The following is a 25,306-nucleotide window of genomic DNA, read 5'->3' as shown; positions in this document are numbered from 1 at the left end:
TCTTATTGAACACTTTCTCTTATTTCAGCCGTTAAGAAAAACTCGCTAACGTCTTTTTCTATGTTATTAACCATTTGCTGATACAAAGTATGAGCCATTTTTTGATATTCAACTAATGGATTATATTGGCCATATCCACGTAGAGTCACTGCTTCACGCAATTGCTCTATTTCATAAATATGACTTTTCCAATTGTAGTCAAATTGTCTTAACATTATTATTCGCTCAAAATCATTTAAGCTTCTCTCATCAACTAATAATGATTTTTTATCATTAACTTCTTTTTTGACTTGTGAAAAAATATATTCTCTCAACTCTTTTTTACTAAATGTTTTAAGTCTGCTTAAACTTATTCGATGGAACCTCTTGTTTTTTTCAATTTTTTCTTTAAGATTGCGCTTAATTTTTTCGCCCCGTTTATCTGCTAATTTGAATTCTTCAAGGGTCCCCTCAGGATCAAGGTCTAAATTTAAGCTTTCTCTTACGTATGTAACTAGGCCTCTATAATTAGCATGTTCAAAATCTAGGTAGAATTTATCAACTACTCTTATTATTGTTCTAGCTAGCATTCCTATAATGAAAGAAGTCAGATCGCCTTTGTAGTCAATAATTTTCTGACGTTCGTTATAAAAATCTTTTCTTTGCTCATTCAATACATCATCGTATCTTAATGTTTCTTTACGCTGATCAAAATTATTTCCTTCAACTCGTTTCTGAGCCTCTTCTATTGTTCTATCAATTATCCTATTACTTTTTATTGACTGCATTTCTGTATTATTGCTAATGCATTTTTTTTTGATTTTTTCTGCTTGTTTTCCACCAAATCTAGTTACCACCTCATCTTCTAACGACATATAGAAAACAGTAATTCCTGGATTGCCTTGTCTTGCTGCTCTTCCTCTCAGCTGCTCATCAATTCTTCTTGACTCATGTTTTTCGGTTCCCAAGACAAATAACCCTCCGAGTTGTTCTACCCCAGGTCCCAATTTAATATCTGTACCTCTACCAGCCATATTAGTAGCTATAGTCACAGCGCCAAGCTGTCCAGCCATTGCTATAACCTCGGCTTCTTTTTCATTATTTTTAGCATTAAGCATTGTATGTGGAATGTTTTTACTAGATAACAAATTTGAAATCAACTCTGAATGTTCAACTGATGCCGTTCCTACTAGAATTGGTTGACCGCTTGCGTGTACCTTTTCTATTTTTTTAACCACAGCTCTAAACTTTGATTTTTCGGTTGGATAAAGCTCATCATTCATATCTTTTCTAATATTTGGTCTATTTGTTGGTATAGAAATTACTTGCATCCCAAATGTTTCATAAAATTCCTGGCTTTCAGTTGCAGCAGTCCCTGTCATTCCAGCTAATTTTTTATATAATTTAAAATAATTCTGATAAGTTATTGTTGCTTCTGTTTTATTAGCATCATTGATTGTTAAATTTTCTTTCGCTTCTAGTGCCTGATGGAGTCCATCGGAAAACCGCCTACCTTCCATTACGCGACCAGTGAATGTATCTACAATTAATACTTGACCATCTTTAACGATATAGTCCTTATCTTTATCCATTGTATAATTAGCTTTCATAGCTACATCAAGATAGTGAGCTAATACATAAGAATCTTTACCGTAGACATTTTTTAATCCTAAAGCATTATTTGCTTTTAAAATACCTGAACGCTTTAGAGTGACAGTCTTAGTTTCTCGATCAATTTCATAATCTTCTTTTGTCATTCGTTTGGCCAACTCGTCAGCCTGTTTATACATAGTTTTATAGCTTTTTGCATCACCAGCTATGATTAACGGTGTCCTTGCTTCGTCTATTAAGATTGAATCTATTTCATCAACAATTACATAATTTAAATGTCTTTGGACTTGATTGGCTTTAAATAGAGCCATATTGTCTCTCAAATAATCAAAAGCCAAAGCATCATTAGTAGAATATGTTATGTCACAGTTATAGGCTTTCTGCTTTAATTCAATTGACATATCATTTCCATTTTGCCCAACAGTTAATCCCATAAAAGTGAAAACTGAACTCATTTCTTCAAAGTCTCTTTTTGATAAATAATCGTTCACAGTTACTACGTGAACTCCCTTTCCAGCAAGTGCATTTAAATAAGTAGGCATAGTCTCAGTTATCGTCTTGCCTTCTCCAGTTTTCATTTCTGCTAGGTTTCCCTGATGAAGAACTATACCTCCCATTAACTGCACAGGGTAAGGATAAATACCTAAGACGCGCTTATCAGCTTCTCTTATAGCTGCAAAGGCTTCAGGTAATAATTGATCAAGACTTGTTCCGTTAGCATAAAGTGTTTTAAACCTATCCGTTTCTGTTTGTAATTGATTATCACTCAGTTGCGAGTACTGGCCAGATAATATTTCGATTTTTTCAACTAATTTCTGCAGTTTCTTTATCTTTGACCTATTATTTTCTATTAATGCTCGTAAACTCATTTCTAGTTATATTTCATCCCTCATTTTAGTCAACGCTCTTATCTCACTATAAATCTCATAACTATTAAATCCAATAATATATATAGGAATGCTAAAACTACTAAAACGCCAATTTGTATCACTGCAACTTTTACCGCAATTGTTAATTTCTCCCAAATTGCTATTTTGAGTGTTTTAAAAACTCTAGATAGATAACTCATTCATTACCCTCCCTATTTCCTATTTAAAATCAGCAAAATTATTACCAACATAACTATTAATATTGCTGTACTACGGTTAACTAATAGATCGTACCCTCTAAGACTGGGATGCTGCGAATTATCAATCAAAGCATACCCATTATCTTCTGATTTATTTGGTTGCAAAAATATAGTGGTAATTAACAGAACTGTTATTATCAAGAGGATTATTCCTGGACCTAAACTAATGTCTACTTGTCTAGTTTGAGTATTTTTAGTTTTAGAAGCGATACTATGGTTTGGCTTATTCATTTTATAAACTTTGCTTTTTTTTACAAAATTGTCATAGCTTGCAATTGATGATACGTACCCTTTAATTTCTTCATTTAGCTTCTGATTTTCTGACGAATATTCTAAATCACGCTTTGCTTTAATAGCAGCCAATGTTGCATTGTGATAAAGGCTTTTTTGCTTTTTTTTATCTACTTCATTCAACTTATCAAGCTGTACTGATTTAATATAGGCTAAAACTGCTCTATTGAATCTATAAATATCTTTGGAATATGAACTATATTTGTTAGATTTTTTTAGAAAGTTACTTGATTTTTCAACTTTTCCTTTTTCGAAAACAACCTTCTTATCAAAATATTTGGTAAAGCCTTTAGACTCCTTCGTTTTCAAGCCTTTTTTTGCTAGATTGTATCGATGAACATTCATTAAGCAAATAGTGTTTTTATTGAATTCTTGAGTTGCTTTTTTATTAGACAGAGGCTTTGCTAAATTTAAATCACATGCTGACAAGAAAAAAGTAGTGACTATCAATATGAGGATTAATCTAGATTTCTTCATTAGCAGTACTTTCCTCTCCAAATTTACTGTCAAATTTACTCTCATATTCTTCAAGATAGTCATTTAAAATTCGTTTTTGAAATTTTATATCACCGAATAAAAGGGAAGCCTGTTCCCTACGTTTGACATTTTTTAAGGTGTTAGGTTCAAGATATGCCTGAATTGTCAGGTATAGGACTTCAAATGGCGATAAGATTTTGTTTTTCTCTAAATAAAAATTGTTGGTTGTGGCCATTAACTCATTTACTATTTCATCACTTTTGGCATTACCAGCTATAACGGTTGTTCCAAGCTGATTTTTGATATAGTAACTATCTATGAACGATCTAAGCACCTGCACATGGTACCTCAAAGGTACAGCTTGAAATACTTTTCGTAGTTCTTTTATATCATCTTCATTGTTTTCTTGTTGGCCCATCTTCAACATCACGTCATATATAACATCGGCTATATTACTTTTATTATCAGAATCACTATTAATTAATTTTTCTGAATATCTAAGTAATTCATTTTTTAGCACAAACACGCTATTTTGTATTGAATCTTGTTTATCTCCCGACATGGTCAACTTTCTCACATTCTTTAGCACTTAACTTCAAAATTAATCTTCCAGTTAAATTGTCTTTAATATCCTATAAATATTTATAAAAACTGTGGGGATTTTTTATTTTTAAACAAAATTCATTCATTTTCGTGTTATTTAAGAATTCATTATATTTATTTTGTATTGTTCCATAATGATTAGCGGATACAAAAAGAAAGTAGGTCTGCTTGATTTTTAAATTTTTAGTACCTTTCATCTAAATTGTTTGTTCTTTATTTAAAAATAACAAAAGTACCTATGATTTTCTCCGTATTAGCAAGATGAAAAATTAAACTGTCTGTAATTATTGTCATAATCTATTCAAACTAATTTCTGACATACTTTACTCATACACTGTGGTATATAGAAATACTATGGTACAGTCTTTTAAAAGTCAAAATAGCCCGGCTTACATCACGGTTTTAAAAAATTTAATCGACAATATTTTATTTTTAGTATGACTAATACCGACTTCTACTATTTCTGTTTGAGACTGCTATTTGCAATAACTGCTATAAACAGACAATAATCAAGGTGAGTCCAAAAGTGTCGCTCTAACATTAATGATTATGTTAATTATCAAACTGTTTTCTTAAATCAAATACTATCCATTCTCTTTTTTAGATGAAAAAGCAACAGTTATCAAAAGCGTTCTTGATGACTGTTGCTTTTCTACAAAGCTGTTTAATAATTTATAGATAATCAGAAAGGAATAATAAATGAAATCATATAAAAAAGCGTATAGTCCTTTTAAACTAGCTTTCGCTCTGACTAGTGGTAGCTTAGTTTCGCAATTAATTACTTCTCACGTAGTACAGGCTGCCACTGTGACAGTTAAAAAAAGTGAATCGCCCAGCAAAAGAGTTCAAAAGTATACATCGGTTAAACAATTAAAAAAATCTGATTACTTAAATAAAGATACTACATTACATGCTGATTCAAAGATCAGCGTACCTAAATCAGGAAAATACATGGTTAAACCAGGTGATAATGTTTCAGAAATAGCTAATAAGTATGGCTTAAAAACTGAAGAAGTCTTAAAATGGAATAATCTAAACTGGCAAAGCATCATATTAATTGGCCAAGAATTAAATTTACAACAACCGTCTGAACAAATTTCAAATTCTAACTTAATAGACAAGAACAAGAATACTGTTTCTGCAGTTCACTCACAGGCTACTCAAGCAGTTAATTTAGCCATTAAATATGCCCAATTAGGTATTCCTTATGTTTGGGGTGGTAATTCCACTGAGGGTTTTGATTGCTCCGGATTAATTCAAAATGTATACAATAATTGTGGTATTACATTAGGACGCACTACAACCGAACAAGAGAATTGCGTTTCTACTAGCAACGTTTATGATATTTCAGATGTAATCAATATAGCAAATCCTGGTGACCTATTATTTTGGGGAGATCACGGCAACACCTACCACGTAGCTATTTATATCGGAAATGGACAGTTTGTAGCAGCTTCTCATCCTGGAACCAATGTTGGGATTGAAAAAGTTTCAAATTATTTTAAGCCTTCATTCATAGGTAAAATAAATATGTAATAATTAACTATATAAAAGAGGTCGAAAAAGGACAAATTTTTAATTACAAAATTTGTCCTTTTTACTTTCGATCAACCTTATCAGTCTTATCTTAATTTTTTGTCTATTACACTAAGATATAAAAGCCATTAATGTGTATACTTACCATAAAAAAACCATTTAAAAACCTTAGTAATCAAGCCTTCATCTTTACCTATCAAATTTCGAAATAGAAAAAAGATTATACATCCTAGTATTAGTAATGGAAATACTACTGTGAGAATTATAACAAAGACTAACTTAACTAACATAATATTTAAATAAGAATTTTTTATGCATGCCGAATTAACTAAAAGGCAAATCAACTTATATGAAATTGCTAAAATTATAAAGCCAAGTATCGCATACCAAAAACCCTTTTTATTAGTTTCCCTATTTATAACATATTTTATCCCATCTTTTCTATAAGATATATATTCGTTTTTGTAGTAATATCCCCAAATCCCCTTTTCATGTTGTTTTATTTTTTTTCTTAAATATACCCCTTTCTTTCTAGCATCTTCTGCCATGTTTTTTATTAGAGTTTCACTTGGATAATGAGAAACAATTTTAAGAGCTATCGCAAAAACATATAAAGTGAGTATAATTAAATAGACGAAAGCTTTGCTAAGTTCATCATAAAACTCTTGATCAAACAACACTGACCCGACTGATTCTAGCCCACCTAATAAATTGTTGTAAGCCAAAACTAACATAGTAGCAAATATAGTTAAATAATAGCTGATGTGATCATACTTTAGTTGCTTGTTTGATACTTTTTTATTTAATTTTTCCATCTTTATTTTTTGTTTTTCTTTGTTTTTATTGCTTTTTTTAATTTTAGGTCACTTCTTTTTTTGAAGAAATATATTCAAACATTTCTGGTTAAAGCTCTAAATCATCCAAAATTTTGATCAAACAACTTTCAGCTTTAACATTATCACTAAAGTTATTTGCTACGCTTTTCCTGAAATTTTCAAAAGTTTTCTGTATAAATGCAAAGATACTCAGTGTGCTTTTTTTATTACTTTCATATTCAATTATATATTTTTGCGTATCAATGACAAGCTCAATGTCAGTAGTTACAGCACGGACTTTATACATAGCACCCTTTTCTAATTTTTCTTTTAAGGCTAAGATGAAATTGGAATATAGAATGATATCGTTTAAATTGGATAGTAGTTCAAAATAATCACTTGAGGCGGCTTTTAAATCGTCAAACATACTTTTATTTAAAATAATATATTGATTCACAGATATCCTCTTTATACCTCAAAGCTACAACATTTTAAGTAATTGTCATCCATGTATTCTAATAACATCAAATTATCTGGAGGCATATATAATAATGCATCAAAATCTTGACGTTTAAAACTTAAGCCATGTTGCTTTAATTGCTCTAAAGAAATGGAACTCCTAAACAATTCATAAATAATATCATCTATTTTTTTCTCTTTGGCTACATCAATCCCTGTATCACTTAGCTGCCATTTTGTTTTTCCATCATTCTTATCATTTTGCAATTTATGCAGAGCAATTAATTGACTTTTTTCTGTTTGTAAGAAATCAGATAAATACACAATCCATCTGTCTAAGTTTCTGTCTCCTGCTATTATTTCTTGCGAATCAGATTTAATATTTTTAACATCAGTTGTCATTAGTTACGCCTCATTCGTTAAATTCGCTATGATTTCAACTATAACTTTTTTATCTTTTAGAATAATTTCCTTTATAGTTTTCCCGATTCTATCATCTGGAATGTTTTCATTTACCCATTTTTTAAAATAATTCCAATTATTTAGGCTTCCAAGATTATTAGCAATAACGCTATCGTCATATAGACGAGCTAACTTGTTAATATTCTCCCATTTACCATCTTGTAATGAGCTTTTTTTCATTCCATATTTTCTTATTGTACTTTCGCTGATTTCTGTTTTTAAGGCTATTTGCTTGTATGTTATTTTTCTATTTTTCAGAAATTTTTTAGCCTTATCCATATCACTCTTCATTTCACACCTCACTTATTGATAATTATACACTTGTGTTAATTAAATGAACAAAACCGTTCCTTATTTTGAACACATTAAGGCAAAAAATATATTTACTTTTCTTCCTCTTCTCCCTGTCGTAGCCAATAAGACAATATCTCCTGGTTAGAACCACTGCAACCGACCTCTAATTTATATGAAGCTGATATAGCTTCATACCATTGCGTCAATAGTTCCCCAACTAAAATATCAACAGGTATCCCTGTCAAACCCTCTATTTCTTGTAATCCCTTCATTATTTTTATATCTTTTTTTGGTAACCAACCAGCTTGTATTTTTACACTATTTGATACCACTATTGCTTTATTTTCACGAAAATTCTTTTTGACAAATATATATTTTTTGGAAGTAAAAAAATATATATCCTCTTCTGTATTTACTAAGTTCGGGATGCCATATGTTTTAATCTTTGATTCTTTTTCTTTTTTTGTGTCAGTTTCACTTACATTAAACTTATTTATGTCAAAAGTTACGCTATCACTCACTATTTTTATATAAGGATCCCTAGGACTTCCGCCATTTGTAAACTCGCAAGATATTTTGTTGTCATTTAACGTCTCCATTAACATATTAATAAAGTGGAACAACCGATGGTCTTGGCTTGAACATTCTTTCTTTTTATGATCACTTGCTGAATTAACTAATTTGTTTATATTAAAAGCCCATATTACAGGCTGCTTTTTTCCTTTTTGTCGTGGAATAAACGTAAAAGGTTTTCTATTTCGAGGATCATGTTTTACTGCATCGACTACCTCAATATTGCCATTATAAAGTGCAACAATTGGCAGTGTATCTTGATGTTTTAAATTATAAAAACCTACTACTTGCCCTTGCATCCATGTTTTAGTTCTAATACCTTCAAGTAAGTGAATATTTATTTTAGCTCTTACTTTCTGCTTTGTTTTGGAATCGAAAGTATGCACAAATGCTGAAGTATAAATATTTTTACTGATTTTACTTTTTAAAAATAGTGATACGAGTTTTTTGATTTTTGTTTTCTTGATTGCATCAAACTCTGTCTTTGCAAAAATATTATCTTTTAGGAAAATAAATTTTTCGTTTTTATTTAATCCTTTAACAAAATCTCTAAAATCTCTTTTACTCAATAAATTTTCTTTTGCAACTTCTTCTGACGATACAACTTTATGATACTGTTCAAATTGGTTTATGATAAATTTACAAACAGGTTCCGGTACTATAGCCTCTTTACTAAAATAGCGAATTAGGATATTAACTTGTTTTTGATCTAAATCTACCCCTATATTTCTCGTCTTAAGTCGATTTATCGGTAATTTTAGTTTTAAAAAATCTAGCCCTAACTTTCTTGCCAAGTCATTAATTGTCATTCCTACGTTTTTTGCAAGCATATGCTTACTCTCCAATCATTAAATGTACCTAAAAGTACTATCATCGTCATCAAAAAAACTAAAATCCAACCCTGAATTATTTTTTGGAGACGAAGTTTTTTTCAAGTTGTTAGGTCTTATTTGGGTGCTTTTTTTGTTTCTTAATTTCATTCATATCAGCATTATTCAGTATAGTATTTGTTGTTCCCTTTTTGTTATTTTGAGTACTTTGGAGAATATTTTGAATTCTTTTTCTTATGCATACGACTTTTTCTTGATTTGATAAATTATCAATATCAATTTTATTATTATTAAAATTTAAAATTTTAGTACCATAAATTGTTAGATTGTACCAATTTTTATTTTTCTGTATATTGTTATGTGCCACTATTACGCATTCAATAATTACATACTCTTCAGTATTAAATTCGCTATCAGCCTTTAATGCTTCTTCTTTATATAGAATAATTGGAATTTTATTATTGTTATTATTACCTACTTCTTGTAAGATAATCTTAATATATATACTTCCTTTTTTAGATCTGCATAGTTTACTTTTTTCAAGAATTTTTCCTGAAAAAATTACGATCTGTGCCATATTAATCAACTCTTTTCATTTTTAAGGTAATATTTATGACTACTAATTTATTTCCCTATCAAGATATTTTTATTAATTATTGTAATCAGCAAGCTTTAAACAAAAAATCTGTAAGCCAAATCAATTCAACTATTACTTCTTTCTGGTCTTTTTACAAAGAAGAAATGTCTAGTAATAATCCAGACATAAAGAAAGTAACTTCTTATGATATTTCTAAATATCTTCAGCGAATTAAGTGTTCAAAAAGGTTTAGCGCTAGTACTTTTAATAGGCTATTAAGCTATATGAGAAAATATTTTAGATACTTGACGGCTGAACGTTACATTGATGCATATCCTTTATATAGTTTCAAAGGTAAAAGTATAAATAAAACAAAGACCGTTATTATAAATTGGATGAGATATATTCCTACTTTTTTGAAATATGATTTAAAACCTGAGACTATAAAGGTTTTAACGTTGATTTCTTTAAACTATACTCCAGAAGAGTTATTGCTAGTTTCTTGGCATGACATTGCTGATAAAATTAATAATAAGGACTTGCATAATTTTTTTGTTCACCATTTAAATTTCGAAAAAACCGAAAGTCCCCAAATATTGAATGGGAAAAAACACAATAAAATTAAAAATATTGAAACTATCATGTTTCAAGTTAGAAAGGATAAGAAAAAGTTAGATATACCGTTAACATTACGACAATTACGTCAGAGCTATATTTTATCAATAGTTTCAAAGAAAACTTTAACGGACACCGATCTTTTAAATATTTTGAATATCAACCAAAAATCTTTAGCCTATTATAAATGGTGCGTTGCCAATTACAAGTTAATTCCTTATGATGTAAAAAAACGTAGTAGATAGACCTACTACGTTTTTACAATGTTTAGTTATATGAAATAAGATACACAGTATCTGGCCATTGCCATAGTTGCTGCGATTGCCCATTAACCAAATCTGACAGCTCATACCCATCAGGAATGCCATCAATTAGAACTTTTCCATTACTTTTTGATAATATACCTTTGCCCAGGTCTCTTCCATAACCATCTTCAAACGTCACAAACTTTTTTGTGCCATCTGGAATACCAAATATTGGAAAACTCATGGCCTTTTCATCTCTTACTACCATTATCTGATCTGGCCATTGTAATAATTGTTTTGACTTTCCTTCCTCATCTAAATCTGCCAGTTTGAATCCTTCAGGTATATTTTTGACGGTAACTATATTATTATTTTTCTCTAGCAGTGCATATCCTTCAATTTTTCCATCACCTGTGGTGCAGGGAACTGTTTTAGTACTACCATTTGGTATTTCTTGAAAAGGATATTCAGCGATAATATTGGAATTAGAACCAATTTGATTATCGGATGGTGGTATGGAGGGATCTTTGTTTAGCTCAGTTGGACTATCTGTCGGCGTTGCTGGCGTATCCGTACCTGGCTCATTTGGACTATCATCTGTTGGCGTTGCTGGTGTATCCATACCTGGTTCAGTTGGACTATCATCTGTTGGCGTTGCCGGTGTATCCATACCTGGTTCAGTTGGATTATCTGTTGGCGTTGCCGGTGTATCCATACCTGGTTCAGTTGGATTATCTGTTGGCGTTGCTGGTGTATCCATACCTGGTTCAGTTGGATTATCTGTTGGCGTTGCTGGTGTATCGGCGCTCGGTTCTTCTGGCTTGCTTGTTCCTGGTTTAGCTGGCTTATTTGGCTTCACTAGTTGGCCTGTTCCTTGATGTGAGATATTTGTTGTTTTATTAGGCTTTGGATCTACCAACTTATTTTTTTCATTATTTCCATCCAAGCTTGTGCCTATTAGATTGTTTCCCATAGTAGCTTCATTTAATTTATTGCCATTAACATTAGATTTACTGTTTAGGCTTTCTAATTTTTGTGGTGTATTCTTCTGTAAATTATCTGACAAATTAGTTTGTTTTTTCCTTCCATTTTTTTTATTTTTCAAATCCATATTTTTTCCCAATTCCGCTGCGCTTTTCATGCTCGCATTTGCTTCATGAGAAAGCTTATCTAATTCTTTATTACTTTTAGGCGTTGCTTTGCTAAAACTTTTGGTTACAGAATCTGTAGTCTGGCCTTTACTATTTGAGGAATTTGTTTTTTTATTATTACTCCCCAAAAATGTTTCCAGGGTATTTTGGGCCTCCTTTTTTTTACTTTTTCGTTCAGGTAAATGACTGTTATTCTTGCGTTCACTGTCCTTCTCAGCTTTGAAGTTTAAACTGCTGTCATTTACATTTTTTGTTGTTGGATGAGTACTTGGATCTGATTCTGCATTGTGAACAATGGCAAATGCTGTGCCCCCTATAATTGTAGTGGCTCCTATGCCCAAGCTTATTTTGGCACTTTTTGATAAGCTTGATTTATCTTTTTTGTTTTTAATCTTTCTATCCGGAATATGAGCCTTTGATTGGCTAAAAGCACGCTTTTTTGTGTCTAAAATTGGCTTAGCGGTTGGTTTATGAATTTTATTTGGCTTTATCCTAACATCATCTTTTCTTAGTTCTTTTTCTTTATTTCTTGGTCTCATTTATAGCTCCTTTAAATTTTTTCCATTGCTTTTTGATTTTTTTTGATTTGCTGTTTAGCCTTTGTTTTTTCTTTTTGTGTTAAGTCCCCATTTCGAATTTTATTATTTAAAATTTTATTTGCGTTTAAAAATTTTGAATACGCTATAATTCGTTTATTTAATTGGTGATTATTTAATGGTTCAGCTATATCTTTAGCCTCTTTAATTGATCCTGTTTTCATTAAGGAATAAGCGACCATTATCCTTCTTGTATTAGTCAATTTAGTTAGCTGAGGAATTGACGACTTTTCATAAATATGTACTGCTCCTCGATAATTTCCCTGGAAATATTCATAGTCCAATCTAATTACATCATTTTTCGAGTACTTGAGTATTTTTTGAATCATTTTATACTTGTCTTGAATTCTTTTATCTTTTAACATTAGATCTTCAATTTTGATAATTTTTTGTGGATAATATTGAGCCGCTTTTTCATAGTTACCTAAACTTATTAGTCTTGAAAATATCGGCTTTTCACTCTTTTGCTGTCTTTGATTTAAGTCACTATAAATTTTATTTAATAAGACTGGACCGGGTGTCAAAATTAATACAGCGGGTATAAGCAGAAACCACTTACTTTTTTTGATTTTCTTTCTTTGCGGAATTACCATTGTTTTAGAAATTCTTTGATTGTTAAGTATATTTTTTTCTTGTCCCTGCTTTTCCTGCATATTAGTTTCTAACTGTTCTATTTCTGAATTTAGGTCAATAATAGAATTATTTAACTTTGTATTCAGAGCGAATATATGATCCAAATCATCCTGCTTATTTTGACTTATTTTTATGAGTTTTTCGAATAAATCTTTTATTGCTTGATCTGTTATTTTACAGTTTTTGATTTCTCTTAATTTAGCTAGTATTTCATCATAATTTTTTTGGGGAATACTATTTATATCCAACTTTGACTGTAAAAAATTTTTTTCTTTTGTCAAAATTTTAACTATTTTTTCTAGTTGTTTAATACGCCCCATTAGAATATCGTCTTGAGGTAATTGACTACCGATCTTTAAACCTCCAAAAGTCAAAAAACTTTGGATATTTCTAATATTTGCTTTGACTGATAGCTGCTTTGCCAATTTAGCCATATTAAAACCAGCCGGATTTTGATCAGTGCCACAAAAAATGTCTTGAATTTGAATTAGTGCTAATGAACGTAAAAATGGATCTTTAGGTTCAGCATCAATTTGGACAGCCAAACGGACCTCACTAGTAATTTCGTCCATCTTAATATCTAACAACCCTTTTAAAAGCTCTTCTTGGTATTTATTTGAATCAAACCTAATATGATTGGCCGAAACCAAAAATATGTCAGGTAAAGGATTAATTAATTTAATAGCTTGCTTAGCATTATGAAAAATTGAAACGTTTTTTTCTATGACTTCTAGTGAACTTGAATATTTTATTAAACCTGGTCTAAATATATCTGCAGTCTCATCATCCATTCCTAACAATATAGTAAAACTCATTCAAACACTCCTTTCTTTTTCGTGTTATGAATGAACTAGAAGAATGTGCTGTTCATCAACATGATATTTTTGTAATTTACGGCTAATTGTATTAGCAATAGCTACCCTCAGAGCTTGGTATTCAGCTTTTCTTAAAAGTCTAGATGTATCAGCTGGATTAATGAGTGCAAAATTGATTTCAACTACAAAAATTAAATCTTCTTCTCTATAATTATTTATTCTTAAAACGGATTGAAGCATTTTATAAGCACTTGCATTAATTTGTGAATATTTTTTTATTTGGGCCATCGTTAAACTATGAACAAGAACTTTTGCAACCAATGTATTTGAATAACTAATATCATAGGTTGCGTCCCAAAAAATATCCCATTCTTCAAAATTAGGAGTTTCAAAACAGAAAGTTCCTTTAAATGCTGGTGTAACAATAAAATCTTGATTATAAGGAACAGAAAGCATTCTAGAGTAGCCAGTGATCTGATAATCGGTTTGCATAATATTGTCTCTAATTTGCTCAAAGGCTACTGCTATCCCTTTTTTAAAAAAAATTCTACTTAATTTCTCGACTTCCTTACGACCTTCAACAAAATTCTGCAAAGTAAAATTAATCAAGCTTGTATTTGCATCTCTATTAAGATTTTTACTTATAACGGTATCTCCAAAGCTTTTATCAATTGAATATAAAAAATTACTAAGTGAATTAGGATTTGAAAAGTAATCTGCATCATATACTTGATTATCTTTTGTATTCTTTAATAAGATGAGGAATCCAGTTTTATGGCCTTTGTTAAAAGAGAACTGCATTGCCTTTTGAAATTTATCCATTTCTTTTTTTAAAATGTTATTTTGCTTGTCTAAATTCATTAAAAAGAATTGAGGATCAGCATGATTATATAGAAACTCTTTAAAAACTATTGCATAATATTCTATTCCTTCACTTAAGAATGGATTATCACTGGCATAATAATTTGCAAGGCTTTCAGTCTCTTTTTTATGTATAGAAGCAATATCAAATTTTTGTCCTCTAATCAACATTAAACCTACTTTCTCCTACTGATTGACAAACCAATCATAATTTCAATCTGCTTTTTTTATCTATTTCTTCCAGAAACTATAAAATTGACGTTAACTTATATACAAAAAAAGCAAGCCACAAAATGATATGACCCCCAAATTTGTCCTAAATTTGGGGGTCATATCAAATAGGAACGTTTTTCAAAAAATGATAGCCATCACTTCTAATGACAAGTATCTTACTAAAGGAAACTTACAAAAGTAGTCTTTATCTTACTTGACTTTATTCAATCAGTATAAATAAACTAGTGCAATAAAAAATAAAACCATGTATATTAATAAGCAATTTCATTTAAAGTAATTGAAATTGTAATACAGAAACAATACATTGTGTTTTTATTTGATATTTATAAAAGCCTGTGCTACTCTAAATTTGAAAGAATAATACTTCCTTTTAGTTGATCAAGCAACTTGAAAACCAGATATATCAAGCTGGATATATTCCAGATAGTTGGCTGGCAACAGAAAAACTTGATTTAAACCCGTAACTTATTAGTTACTGGTTTTTTCTTTGGAAAGACGTTTAAGGCGCAATTGTTAATACTGATAGTAATGGTATGCACTTTCCATTATCTTTGCTAAACTTATCAACAACATTTTAATTATACTTATATCATTTAAAGTAGTTGCAATATTGAAGAAGACAAAAGCATACATGTAAAAAATGTTTACTCAAAGAGAAAAAGTGTAGTAAACAGATCGACGAATATCGATAAATTATTATTAGATATCCCAAAAACGATCACTAATCTAGAACATTAGTGATTGTTTTTAAATTAAATATATTTGTTATGATTGAATATCTAATAGTGAAAGTTGATGGATTATTTATATTTCTTCTTGTGTTTTATTGTAGCTAACTAAAATATAAGCAAAATAGATATGAATCATACTCATTAACTTCATGATAATTATTCATCCAAGAAATTTTATTTACATTAGTTTCTAATATGTTCGTTTACTATATTTGATTAAATATTTAATAATATAATCGTCCACTTCGGAATAAAAACTTCCTGGTGCAATTCTAATCCAGTGCTTATTATCAAAAGTGTGTATATCTTGTATCCGAGTGAGATGGAACCCAAAACTATCACCAGTAGATAAATTCAAACCACGGTTTTCTAAATTATCATGAATACTATGGATCGTATTGTTTACTTGTTCACCAGACCAATGATTATTGATAGTGACAATAGGTGTGAGTAATAACTTGTTAATAATACCAGATTTATAAAGTTGTTTCTGGTACACTAATGAATTTCTCAAAATAGCTTGATAATGATCATTAACAAGCTTTAAGTTTTTAAATATTGGATATAAGTATGATTCTTCAACAGCTTCAATGGTTTGTCCGGTCATAGCCCTATATACTTTTGACCTAGCTTTAAATTGATTTCTTATATAATCATCTTTGCACCAAATAGTTGTTATACCTAAATTACTCAGCTCTAAGCCTAAATTATAAAATTTTATACCTGAAACTATATCTATAATAAGATAACTACCTGGAAGCTTATTTAGCAAATACTCTAGATTATTAAGAGGGCCCTTTAAAGTTGAATCAAAAATAATAATTCTGAATTTCTTAGGATTTAATTTTTCAATAGTATTTAGGAATCTACTCTCATTAAAAGTTCCAACTTTTGGAATAGCAAGAGGATTTTCAATAAAAATAATTTCTGGATCATTTTTAAGAATTAGCCTTAAAAATTTCTCAAAATTTGTACTATTATGATTTTTGATTAACCCCAAATGTTCTTTTGGATATATTAATGATTCAGTTTCAAAGTAATTATAGAATGAAACTGAACTCAATTTATTTTTTACCGAATGTAAAAAGTAAATTGATACTTGAAAAGCTAAGTCTATACTAGATAACCCTGATCTAGTAATAAAAGTACTTACTTTAGTTGACTTAAAGCTCTTAGTAATGAGAGTTTCTATACTATAAGGTACATAGGCTCTCTCATAGGAAAAATAACTTTGAGATATACCTTTTCCATGTTTAAATTCAGGAGATTTCATTCTATCTATAGAAGCGGAAAACTCCTTTTGCATAATTTGTGCACGTATGTCTTTTACAAATTTATGTATATTCACGTAATCACTTGTACTTATGAGGTTGAAATTATAGTCTATTTTGAACGCTTTTGCTATATTCCTTAACCGATTCACTTCATCTGAATAGGAATTGTTACTTTTCATTTATATATTTCACCTCCGGACCATCTAACATTTGTAAATGTCGCTGCATATTAATTGAGTATGCTCCTACATTAGAAAAAATCAATCTGGTACCTAATTTAACAATGCTTGCAGGCACAATATACTCTCCAAAATAATCACCGTCGTAATTAGTAAAGCCATAAACTTTTATTTTAACTTGTTTACCATCTTTGTGTATTTTTTTAAGCTGCGGTAATTGACACCACGGTAATAAATTAAATTTAGAGGCGTTGACAATTACCTTATAAGTAGAATCATTATAATTTATATCAATTATGCTTACTTCTAAGTCTGCCGACGCAACAGATATTAATGAACCGGGTTCAAAAATAATTGTAGGCAATTGGGATATAATAGACTCATAGTTTTTTTGGAAATCTAATACTTGTTGAAAATAAGTATCAGCAGCCTTAAAAGGAAATAATTCATCTTGGCCTCCTCCTAAATCAACTATTCTTGGGACATTCATTTTATTATTTTTGAAAAACATGGCAAAGTCTAACAAGCAATTAAAAGTCGCGGCATTGATTTTCTTTACTTGCTTATCGATATAGTGGACATGTAAAACATCAACTTTAATATTTGGATTTTCTTTTAACAATCTTTGCAGATCTTGATTTAATTCCACACCAAACATTTTAAGATAAGGAGTTTTTACTCTGAGACCTATTCTTATTTCTTTTGTATTTGGGATCAATTTAATGAAATTTTTTAGCAGATTTAGTGAACCAAAAATAAATTCATCATCATTTTTATATATATGCAAAATTTCCTGAGGAGTAAATGATTGTCCAGTTATACTAATATTATTAGAAAAGTTATTCTCTTTTAATAAAATGTATTCATTGTACGATGAAGCATCAAAACCATCAACATAATTTGATAGATATTTTAAGATATTTATATCGTTTTGGGACTTTATTGAAAATAATAATTTGGAATTTGGAATTTTACTAAATAATTTTTTGGCAGCAATGGCAGCCCCGGCTACTTTAGCCATATCAATTACAAAACTAGCTCTTTTATAAATACTCATTTTATTACTATTCATTTTAACTTTTTCCTTATTCTAATATCTACTTGCTTATTTTAACTATTTTATCATTTTTTGAAAGATTTTTTCAATAAGCTTAAGTCTTTAATAACCTTTAATCTACTTCTCTTCTTTTAAAAATAAGATGTATAAGAAACTATTTAGACTTAATTAAAACAATTTCGATGATTAGTTTTCTTGACATTAGATTAATTTTTTGATAAAAACATCTTATAATCATTGCATATCTTTATAGAAAATACTCTAACAAAAGTAATAATTTTATAACAGATTTCAAATAACAAATAAATATTTTAAAAAATTATATAGCTAAATTATAATGTAACGACTACTGATAGTTGATATCTGTCAAAACATCGTATCATAATTTAACGTATTAGAGGAACAAGGTAAGGGCATGACAAATTTAAGTATTAAGCCATCTATTGAAATAGTAGACTATGAAATTATAGATATTAAATATCACCATTATGAGACTAATTCAGAATTCAAGGACCTTTCTTATAACAGAAGTGATTATAACAGTACTATGAGTTATAGCATTAATAAAGATAATTCAAAAGGATACATTATAATTACTGATAATACGCTTTCAGATGATAATAAAACTTTCTTGGCCATAAAAGGAAGGGCAATTTTAAAATTCACAAATAGTATGGCAAATTTTGAGGATAAGAAGGAAAGTTTAATAGTTAATGGTCCTAAAATAATATATCCCTTTTTTAAAAAAATACTTTCTGAGCTGATAAATATAGGGAATCATACAAGTACCCCTTCTTTAACTGAAGTTAATCAGCATACAATGAAGTCAGTTTATCACAGACCACATAAATATTAGCTCTAACAAAAAGGCATGTACTTCTATTAAATGTTGGAGTACAAGCCTTTTTATTTAGTTTACAGTTTTCATTATCTTGTAAATCATCTAAAGAATATCAATCGCTTTCTGCTTTTTTATATTGCGTCAATACGAATATTATGTTTTTGTAAAAAACCATTTGAATCATAATCCCAATTATTAGCTTTTCTACTCTTTAAATATATTTGTGTTCCTTTAAAAATAGGGACTAATCTGTTCTGTTGGTTAGAATATTTTATGATATTGTCTGTATCATCAAGTAACCAGCTTTGTAAAAGCTTCTGAGGATTCCTGACTATTGAAAGTAAAGATAAGATGGAAGCTCCATAATGCTGAAAATCACGATATGTCACTAGCAATTTTATATCAGATGTATTATCGGATGTAAGTGATTCTAAAGTTTCATGTTCAACAAGTTTAAAAGGTATTCCCTTGTCAATCAATATTGTCTTTAAACAAAAAATTATGTCTTTATTTTGCTGGTAGTTAGAATAAGCTATCGTGACTTTCTTGTTTGAAAAATTGTCTTGCATTTTTACAGTATCATGTCGGATATTTGTTTGAGATCTTAAATCATACAAAAAAGAAGTAACAGGTATTAAACCGTTAAACTTTTGTAAATATAAGCTATGTATGTCATTTATTAAAGACCTCAGCAAATAAAATTCTTTGTCATTTTTGGTCGAGAAATAATAAAGGAGACTACTAGATTGATGATATCTTTTAAGGCCATTATCATTTGTGTAATTACAGTAATTTGTTGAAGAACTTATATCAATAATACCATTTTTGATTAACTCTACAGTGTGATCAACATCTTTATTGATAATAAAATTTATTTTTTTCTCAGGTAAGCAAGCTTTTTTATTTAAAACAAGTGTTACTTTCTTTTCATTTTTATTTTCTTGAATTATATATTTTTGAGCCAAAGGTGAGTAGTTTGAGTCAACAGGAGTTATAAAATAACTTTGTAGCAAATACTCTCTCAGCCCTGGTATCATTACTTTAGAGTTTATTGTAAATATCTTGTGTGAGACAAACGTAAAAAAATGCTGAGGTTTATGAGAAAGCTGATAAGCCATTTGAAGAAATATGGAATTTGAATTTTTTAAGTCAAATAACAAGTGTTCTAAAACTTTAATAAAATTTTTAGAATCTATTTTCATGTCTAGCCACTTATTGTCTATAGTTATGTAATATCGCTTGTTTTTATAAATGACGTTATCATTGCTAAAATCACCTAATGTGTAATAAGATAATTTGTATATTAGTCTTGCATTGAATTCATATGATGAAAAAATTCCAGTAAGTTCTGGAAATTCATCTAATTCAATAGTTAAAGAGTTTTGATTCATGAAATTTATCTCCAGGAGAAAAAATGCTTAAATTAGTAGAACAGGCCCTAGTTGGACAAGAAAAAAACCGAATAGTTGTAAAGTATAGAAAGAAAGTATCATTCCCATACGATAAACAAATTTATTCAACACTACATCTTTTAAAAACAGGCATGTCTGAAGAAAAAATAAGAGAAATGAAATTTCCCTTGAAATATTTAGACATTTTAATTAAAAACCACCTTATATATGATTATAAGGGTAAATATAAAAATACACCAGTAGAAAAACAAGAATATTTCTTATCACAATTTGGAAATGCTGAGGTACTGCAAAAAAAATTAGATCAATCTTCAATTTTAGTCCTAGGCGTTGGTGGAATTGGAAGTGTCATTATAGAAAATTTAGTTGGTCTGGGTATTAAAAATTTTGTTTTAATCGACGCTGACAAAGTTGAAATTAGTAATTTTAATAGACAATTTATTTATTTTCCAAAGGACATAGGTAAACCAAAGGTAGATATAGCAAAAAAATATATTCTTTATAAAAATAAAGAAGCAAAAATAAAAACATATAATCAATTTATTTCATGCCAAAAAGATATTGCAAATATACTTGAAAAAAACAAAGTCGATATAATTATTAACGCAGCTGATACCCCAAAAGACATCGAAAAAATATTATATGATAGTGTTCAAAAGATTCCTATAATTTCTGGTGGTGTTGGATTTGATTTAGGAAATATTAAGCTATTAACTGAAAAAAACAAAACTAATACCAGTAATTCGGAACTTAAAGTACTTGAATATCCTTCTCAAACTGTTGCTAGCTTAAGTTTCACTAATACTATTATAGCTAGTCTCATGGCATTAAAAGCTTTTCAGATAATAACTAAAATAGATGCCTTTTCTGAAAAAAATATAAGTATTGACTTTAAAAAACTTAAAATATATAATAATTAAAAATAGGTTATAATTTTATAAACATTTGTAGAAAGGAGGCGCATAAATATGTCAGAACAAGTTTCACAAGATGTCAATGTAGAAGAAGTTGACTTTGAAGAACTATTTCAAGATGCTATTGCACATCATCGTTCGTAATAATTAAAAAATCATATGATTTTCATTATTCTATTGCTATATGTTAGCATATAGCAATAGTTTTTTTATGTTCGAAAGAGATTTGCAATGTCACTTAAAAACCTTTTTAAAGTCAACATTTTACGAGGCAGTTTGTTGCTACTTATTTACCTGCTTTATTCTTATACAGGCACTATAACAACATACCTCTTTAGGTACGCATTAAACGCCTTAACCCGTAAAGATCTAACAACTTTTTTGTATTGGTGCAGTGTTGAAATATTAGTTGCAATCGTAAGCAGCATATTCTTAGCTACTAGTACATATCTGTTTAACAAACAGATTCAGCAATATATCCATATGCTTAGAGACAAGGTTATTCATCATTATTATCAAAATGGCGATGGTAAAGTTGCCAAAATGCAGAACATTTTAAATAATAATATGAAGATATTGACAGATGAATATGCCAAACCCTGGATTCTTATCTTAAGTAGCACCTTAATGCTCCTGATGTCAGTCGGTGTGCTATTTTCTATGCATTGGTCACTTGTCTTAGCGACAGTAATCACTTGTATCATAGCACTTGATCTGCCACAATTTACCAAAAAAGCTACTGCGCGAGCAACTAAGACAGCCTCTCAAAAAAATGCCGCCTTTTTAAAAACAGTTGCTGAGTGGTTCAGTGGATTAAATGTATTGCGTCGCTATCATGCAGTTAATCGTTTGCAGCTTGCACTTAAACAGGATAGTGCTACTCTTGCCAATGCTAACAAAAACAAGCAAAAGGCCATGAGTATTGCAGACGGACTAAATGGATTAGGCAATTCATTTGGCCAAATTGGTATTATTCTTTGGGGTGGACTACTTTTCTTTCACCATCAACTAGACTTCGGTGGTTGGCTTGTTGCAAGTAATTTTGCCGCTTCAATTTTTGATGAATTATGGGACATAATTGATTCTATTACTCAGATAAAGGCTACACAGGACCTGCGTGACGAGCTTTACTCATTAACTCAAGATAATACTGAAACAGACAGCGAAGAAGGTGCTGCTCCTGTTGCCTTCAGTGTAAAAAATTTGGTAATAAATTACGGTGGGCATCAGATAAAGTATCCAGATTTTACAATTAAGGCGCACGACAAAGTCCTGCTTAGTGGAGATTCAGGTACCGGCAAGTCAACACTGTTTAAGGCTATCTTAGGCAAATTGCAGCCTGCAGCTGGCTCAATTAAATATTATAATAGAAAAAATGAACTGATTACGCCTGACTACAGACAGATTGGTTATGTCGCTCAAGACGGCATGCTTTTCCCTGATACAATTGCAAATAATGTGACAATGTTTCAGCATTATTCTGAAGTGGAAATAAATCATGTAATAGATTTGGTTGAATTAACTGATGATTTAGCAAAATTTCCGCAAGGCATAAATACGACAATTAATATGGATACTCCCAACCTATCTGGCGGTCAGCAACAAAAAATCATTTTGGCAAGAGCTAAGTTAAAAAGCCAAGATCTATTACTATTAGACGAACCAACTAGCGCGATTGACAGCAAAACTAGTGCCACGATTATCAGGTCATTGCTAGCAAGCAAGCAGACAGTGGTCATGATTGGTCATAACTTGCGACCTGAAGTACAAAAATTATTTGACTATCAGATTAACTTGAAGAGTTAAGCGTGAAGGGGGAATTATGAAGATAAAAGATTTTTGGCATGTTAACCCACTAATTTTTATTAGCACTATAATTGTTCAATTATTAGTACCTGCTTTATCCTTGTTAACCGTACAAGTTGGAATATATCAGGTCGATGCTATCCAACAAGTTAATTTGCCCAAATTTTTACAACTAACGGCACTTAATTTTGTTTTGCTAGCAGTTAGTTACATAGTAGAATATTTGTTTGACTATCTTTTAGCCAAACAAAAAGAGCGATATAAAGTAATTTTAAGAGCTAAAATAATTAATCACCTCTGTTACACCAAACAAGAATATTCAATTGCTCAAATACAGAACTTTTTGACAAATGACTTAATCCAAAGTGAAGAAAATTATCTTGACGCTTTTATGAGTTTAATTGGCGGCTTAGGTTATGTTGTTTCTGCTCTGGTTATGTTATTTTCCATCCATTGGACCATGCTAGTTGTCATTTCCTTAATGGTAATCATCTCCTTACTTTTACCAAAATTAACAGAGAAGCCATTACAAAAAGCAATAATGGCTATTTCTGATAATAACAAAAAGTATCTTGATATAATAAGTAAATGGCTGACTGGCATAGAAGAGTTACAACGATATTTTTCAGGTAGTCACCTTTTTGCAGTATTAAGCAAATCTTCACGAAAATTAGAGCATGCCAATGTTAAAGAAGCTGGAATCAAGCAGTGCCTTAAAGTCGTTAACGAAATTGCAGCTCAGTTTATGTTATTAGTGCTATATGCTGTGACTGGATATCTAATTGTATCCAAGCAAATTGCTTTTGGCGTAATCTCAGTAGTCAGTGATCTCAAATATTATTTAAGTAGCGGTATTGAATGGATCACAGAGGCTCGAGGAGCCATGGCAGGAGCCTCTAGCCTCAATAGGCAAATTGAAAATTTGGCTTCACCAATTGTTAAGCCTGAAGAATCAAATTCAGATTTAGAAGAAGTAGATGAAATTGTTACAGACAATTTGCAGATAGCTTTCCCGAATGGCGAAAGCATACAATTACCTAATATTAAAGTTAAACCTGGTCAAAAAATATTATTAACTGGCGAGTCTGGCGTGGGTAAATCAACTTTACTTAAAATTCTGGCTGGTGAACTAAGGCCTAGTTCTGGTCGTGTGATTTACCGAGGAAAAAAAGGCACTTTAACTCATCCTGATTTAAGTAAAATCGGATACTTACCTCAAGATGCAATCTTATTTCCTGTTAGCATAAATGACAACATAACAATGTTTGACGATCGCATAGCGCCAATGGTACCGACATTAGTCAAAGACATGCAGCTACAGCAAGATGTCGATGAGCAAAAGCTAAGTTTGCAAACAATAATTGATTTAAACAAGTTGAACATATCTGGTGGTCAAAGACAAAAAATAGTTTTAGCACGTGCATTAATTCATCAAAGCAAAATTATTCTAATTGATGAAGGAACTAGTGCGATTGACGCACAGGCAACCATAAAAGTTTTACAAAAGATCATGAAAACTAATGCTAGTGTAGTCTTCATTGCCCATAATTTAAATCAAGAAATGAAGAAACTTTTTGATTACGAACTACGTTTAGTTAAAAGCAATAACAAAATAAAAAAGCTGATATTATCAGCATAAGTTTAAAAAAGCTATATTGAAAGTTTAACAGCTAACGTAGAATAAAATTAAGTCTGATCAGCCTACAGTATCAGCTGTAAAATTTTATCTTAATGTTATTCATCGATACCATAATAGAAATTAGAAAATCAAGAAGACCGCCCCACAATTCGCTAAAGTTTTTATTGGGACGGACTTTTTAGTTTTCATTCATTTTACTAGCTTGTACTTCGATAAATTAAAGTTTACGTACAGAAAACAGATATCATAAAAATTCTTACTTCCTGTGTTTTTATTATAACTAACTAGAATATGAGCAAAATAGATATGATTTATATCTACTTTGCTCAATATTTTAGTGTTAAGAAGAGCTTACAGCAATCTAGTTAACTTTATCATGGCCGACAAACTATCAAAATCATATTACCTAGTTAAAGTAGATAATACTGTATCATTCAATTTAGCATATTTTACATTAATTTAATGGAGCAGAAATATTCTGTTTGGTTACACCAACTATTTAAAAAGAATGGAGCATATTGTTTTTATTGCTTAATTGCTTTTTACTAGTGGGATCCCTTTTATATTTGAGTTTTATAAATAGCCCATCAGTATAAAATTCATAATCAAAGTGATATGACCCCCAAATTTAGGACAAATTTGGGGGTCATTTTTACGTCTAAATTAT

Annotated in this window: 22 protein-coding genes; 6 read left to right on the top strand and 16 right to left on the bottom strand. The window is 30.1% G+C overall.

The features are described 5' to 3' along the window. Window positions 1–2 precede the first annotated feature (2 nt). From secA to ACFQ32_RS08170, 4 genes are read right to left on the bottom strand one after another with little or no spacing between them, the layout of a single operon-like run. Window positions 3–2,459: a preprotein translocase subunit SecA gene (gene secA, locus ACFQ32_RS08185; protein WP_046325813.1), complete on the bottom strand. Its 2,457-nt coding sequence runs from the start codon at window positions 2,457–2,459 to the stop codon at window positions 3–5. 38 nt (window positions 2,460–2,497) lie between these two features. Next, window positions 2,498–2,659: a hypothetical protein gene (locus tag ACFQ32_RS08180; protein ID WP_167334252.1), complete on the bottom strand. Its 162-nt coding sequence runs from the start codon at window positions 2,657–2,659 to the stop codon at window positions 2,498–2,500. 12 nt (window positions 2,660–2,671) lie between these two features. Beyond that, entirely contained in the window at window positions 2,672–3,487 is an 816-nt protein-coding gene (locus ACFQ32_RS08175) for a preprotein translocase subunit SecG (RefSeq protein WP_046325812.1), read from the bottom strand. Next, complete coding sequence (locus ACFQ32_RS08170) at window positions 3,474–4,049, bottom strand: hypothetical protein (protein ID WP_046325811.1); 576 nt, start codon at window positions 4,047–4,049, stop codon at window positions 3,474–3,476. The genes ACFQ32_RS08175 and ACFQ32_RS08170 overlap by 14 nt, the downstream gene beginning before the upstream one ends. A 740-nt stretch (window positions 4,050–4,789) precedes the next feature. On the opposite strand from ACFQ32_RS08170, the gene ACFQ32_RS08165 reads away from it, so the two are divergent. Then, window positions 4,790–5,626: a C40 family peptidase gene (locus ACFQ32_RS08165; RefSeq protein WP_052724686.1), complete on the top strand. Its 837-nt coding sequence runs from the start codon at window positions 4,790–4,792 to the stop codon at window positions 5,624–5,626. A gap of 128 nt (window positions 5,627–5,754) precedes the next feature. Here the strand turns inward: ACFQ32_RS08165 and ACFQ32_RS08160 are convergent, their stop codons facing one another. From ACFQ32_RS08160 to ACFQ32_RS08135, 6 genes are all read right to left on the bottom strand, one after another. Then, a complete protein-coding gene (locus tag ACFQ32_RS08160) occupies window positions 5,755–6,441 on the bottom strand; it encodes a hypothetical protein (protein WP_046325810.1) in 687 nt (228 codons plus the stop codon). 88 nt (window positions 6,442–6,529) lie between these two features. Next, window positions 6,530–6,898 carry a hypothetical protein gene (locus tag ACFQ32_RS08155; RefSeq protein WP_046325809.1) on the bottom strand — a complete coding sequence of 123 codons (369 nt, stop codon included), beginning with the start codon at window positions 6,896–6,898 and terminating at the stop codon, window positions 6,530–6,532. A gap of 11 nt (window positions 6,899–6,909) precedes the next feature. Beyond that, a complete protein-coding gene (locus tag ACFQ32_RS08150; RefSeq protein WP_046325808.1) occupies window positions 6,910–7,302 on the bottom strand; it encodes a hypothetical protein in 393 nt (130 codons plus the stop codon). 3 nt (window positions 7,303–7,305) lie between these two features. Continuing rightward, complete coding sequence (locus ACFQ32_RS08145; RefSeq protein WP_046325807.1) at window positions 7,306–7,653, bottom strand: helix-turn-helix transcriptional regulator; 348 nt, start codon at window positions 7,651–7,653, stop codon at window positions 7,306–7,308. 92 nt (window positions 7,654–7,745) lie between these two features. Further along, window positions 7,746–9,059 carry a hypothetical protein gene (locus ACFQ32_RS08140; RefSeq protein ID WP_046325806.1) on the bottom strand — a complete coding sequence of 438 codons (1,314 nt, stop codon included), beginning with the start codon at window positions 9,057–9,059 and terminating at the stop codon, window positions 7,746–7,748. A gap of 109 nt (window positions 9,060–9,168) precedes the next feature. After that, window positions 9,169–9,636 (bottom strand): hypothetical protein, encoded by a 468-nt coding sequence (locus ACFQ32_RS08135; protein ID WP_046325805.1) that lies wholly within the window; start codon window positions 9,634–9,636, stop codon window positions 9,169–9,171. Window positions 9,637–9,671: 35 nt separating this feature from the next. On the opposite strand from ACFQ32_RS08135, the gene ACFQ32_RS08130 reads away from it, so the two are divergent. Continuing rightward, window positions 9,672–10,496, top strand: a complete 825-nt coding sequence (locus tag ACFQ32_RS08130; RefSeq protein WP_046325804.1) for a site-specific integrase — start codon at window positions 9,672–9,674, stop codon at window positions 10,494–10,496. 22 nt (window positions 10,497–10,518) lie between these two features. On the opposite strand, the gene ACFQ32_RS08125 is transcribed toward ACFQ32_RS08130, so the two are convergent. From ACFQ32_RS08125 to ACFQ32_RS08105, 5 genes are all read right to left on the bottom strand, one after another. Then, window positions 10,519–12,186: a hypothetical protein gene (locus ACFQ32_RS08125; RefSeq protein WP_052724685.1), complete on the bottom strand. Its 1,668-nt coding sequence runs from the start codon at window positions 12,184–12,186 to the stop codon at window positions 10,519–10,521. Between the two features lie 11 nt (window positions 12,187–12,197). Further along, entirely contained in the window at window positions 12,198–13,691 is a 1,494-nt protein-coding gene (locus ACFQ32_RS08120) for a hypothetical protein (RefSeq protein WP_046325803.1), read from the bottom strand. A gap of 24 nt (window positions 13,692–13,715) precedes the next feature. Then, entirely contained in the window at window positions 13,716–14,723 is a 1,008-nt protein-coding gene (locus ACFQ32_RS08115) for a hypothetical protein (protein ID WP_052724684.1), read from the bottom strand. Between the two features lie 984 nt (window positions 14,724–15,707). After that, window positions 15,708–16,970, bottom strand: coding sequence for a hypothetical protein (locus ACFQ32_RS08110; RefSeq protein ID WP_046325802.1), 1,263 nt, complete (start codon window positions 16,968–16,970; stop codon window positions 15,708–15,710). Beyond that, window positions 16,960–18,042 carry a hypothetical protein gene (locus ACFQ32_RS08105; RefSeq protein WP_046325801.1) on the bottom strand — a complete coding sequence of 361 codons (1,083 nt, stop codon included), beginning with the start codon at window positions 18,040–18,042 and terminating at the stop codon, window positions 16,960–16,962. Before ACFQ32_RS08105 ends, ACFQ32_RS08110 begins: the two co-directional genes overlap by 11 nt. Window positions 18,043–18,442: 400 nt before the next feature. On the opposite strand from ACFQ32_RS08105, the gene ACFQ32_RS08100 reads away from it, so the two are divergent. Next, window positions 18,443–18,883 (top strand): hypothetical protein, encoded by a 441-nt coding sequence (locus ACFQ32_RS08100; protein WP_046325800.1) that lies wholly within the window; start codon window positions 18,443–18,445, stop codon window positions 18,881–18,883. Between the two features lie 116 nt (window positions 18,884–18,999). On the opposite strand, the gene ACFQ32_RS08095 is transcribed toward ACFQ32_RS08100, so the two are convergent. Continuing rightward, entirely contained in the window at window positions 19,000–20,259 is a 1,260-nt protein-coding gene (locus tag ACFQ32_RS08095; RefSeq protein WP_046325799.1) for a hypothetical protein, read from the bottom strand. A gap of 23 nt (window positions 20,260–20,282) precedes the next feature. Between ACFQ32_RS08095 and ACFQ32_RS08090 the strand changes: the two genes are divergently transcribed. The 3 genes from ACFQ32_RS08090 (at window position 20,283) to ACFQ32_RS08080 (ending at window position 24,639) form a co-directional block, all read left to right on the top strand. Continuing rightward, window positions 20,283–21,200 carry a ThiF family adenylyltransferase gene (locus ACFQ32_RS08090; protein ID WP_046325798.1) on the top strand — a complete coding sequence of 306 codons (918 nt, stop codon included), beginning with the start codon at window positions 20,283–20,285 and terminating at the stop codon, window positions 21,198–21,200. A gap of 225 nt (window positions 21,201–21,425) precedes the next feature. Beyond that, entirely contained in the window at window positions 21,426–23,000 is a 1,575-nt protein-coding gene (locus ACFQ32_RS08085; RefSeq protein WP_046325797.1) for an ATP-binding cassette domain-containing protein, read from the top strand. 16 nt (window positions 23,001–23,016) lie between these two features. Further along, window positions 23,017–24,639, top strand: a complete 1,623-nt coding sequence (locus tag ACFQ32_RS08080) for an ATP-binding cassette domain-containing protein (RefSeq protein WP_046325796.1) — start codon at window positions 23,017–23,019, stop codon at window positions 24,637–24,639. Window positions 24,640–25,306 lie beyond the last annotated feature (667 nt).

It is taken from the genome of Lactobacillus melliventris, assembly GCF_042679465.1.
Classification (GTDB): Bacteria; Bacillota; Bacilli; order Lactobacillales; family Lactobacillaceae; genus Lactobacillus; species Lactobacillus melliventris.
Note: the sequence above shows the minus strand (reverse complement) of the source record. Positions and strands in the feature narration are given on the sequence as shown.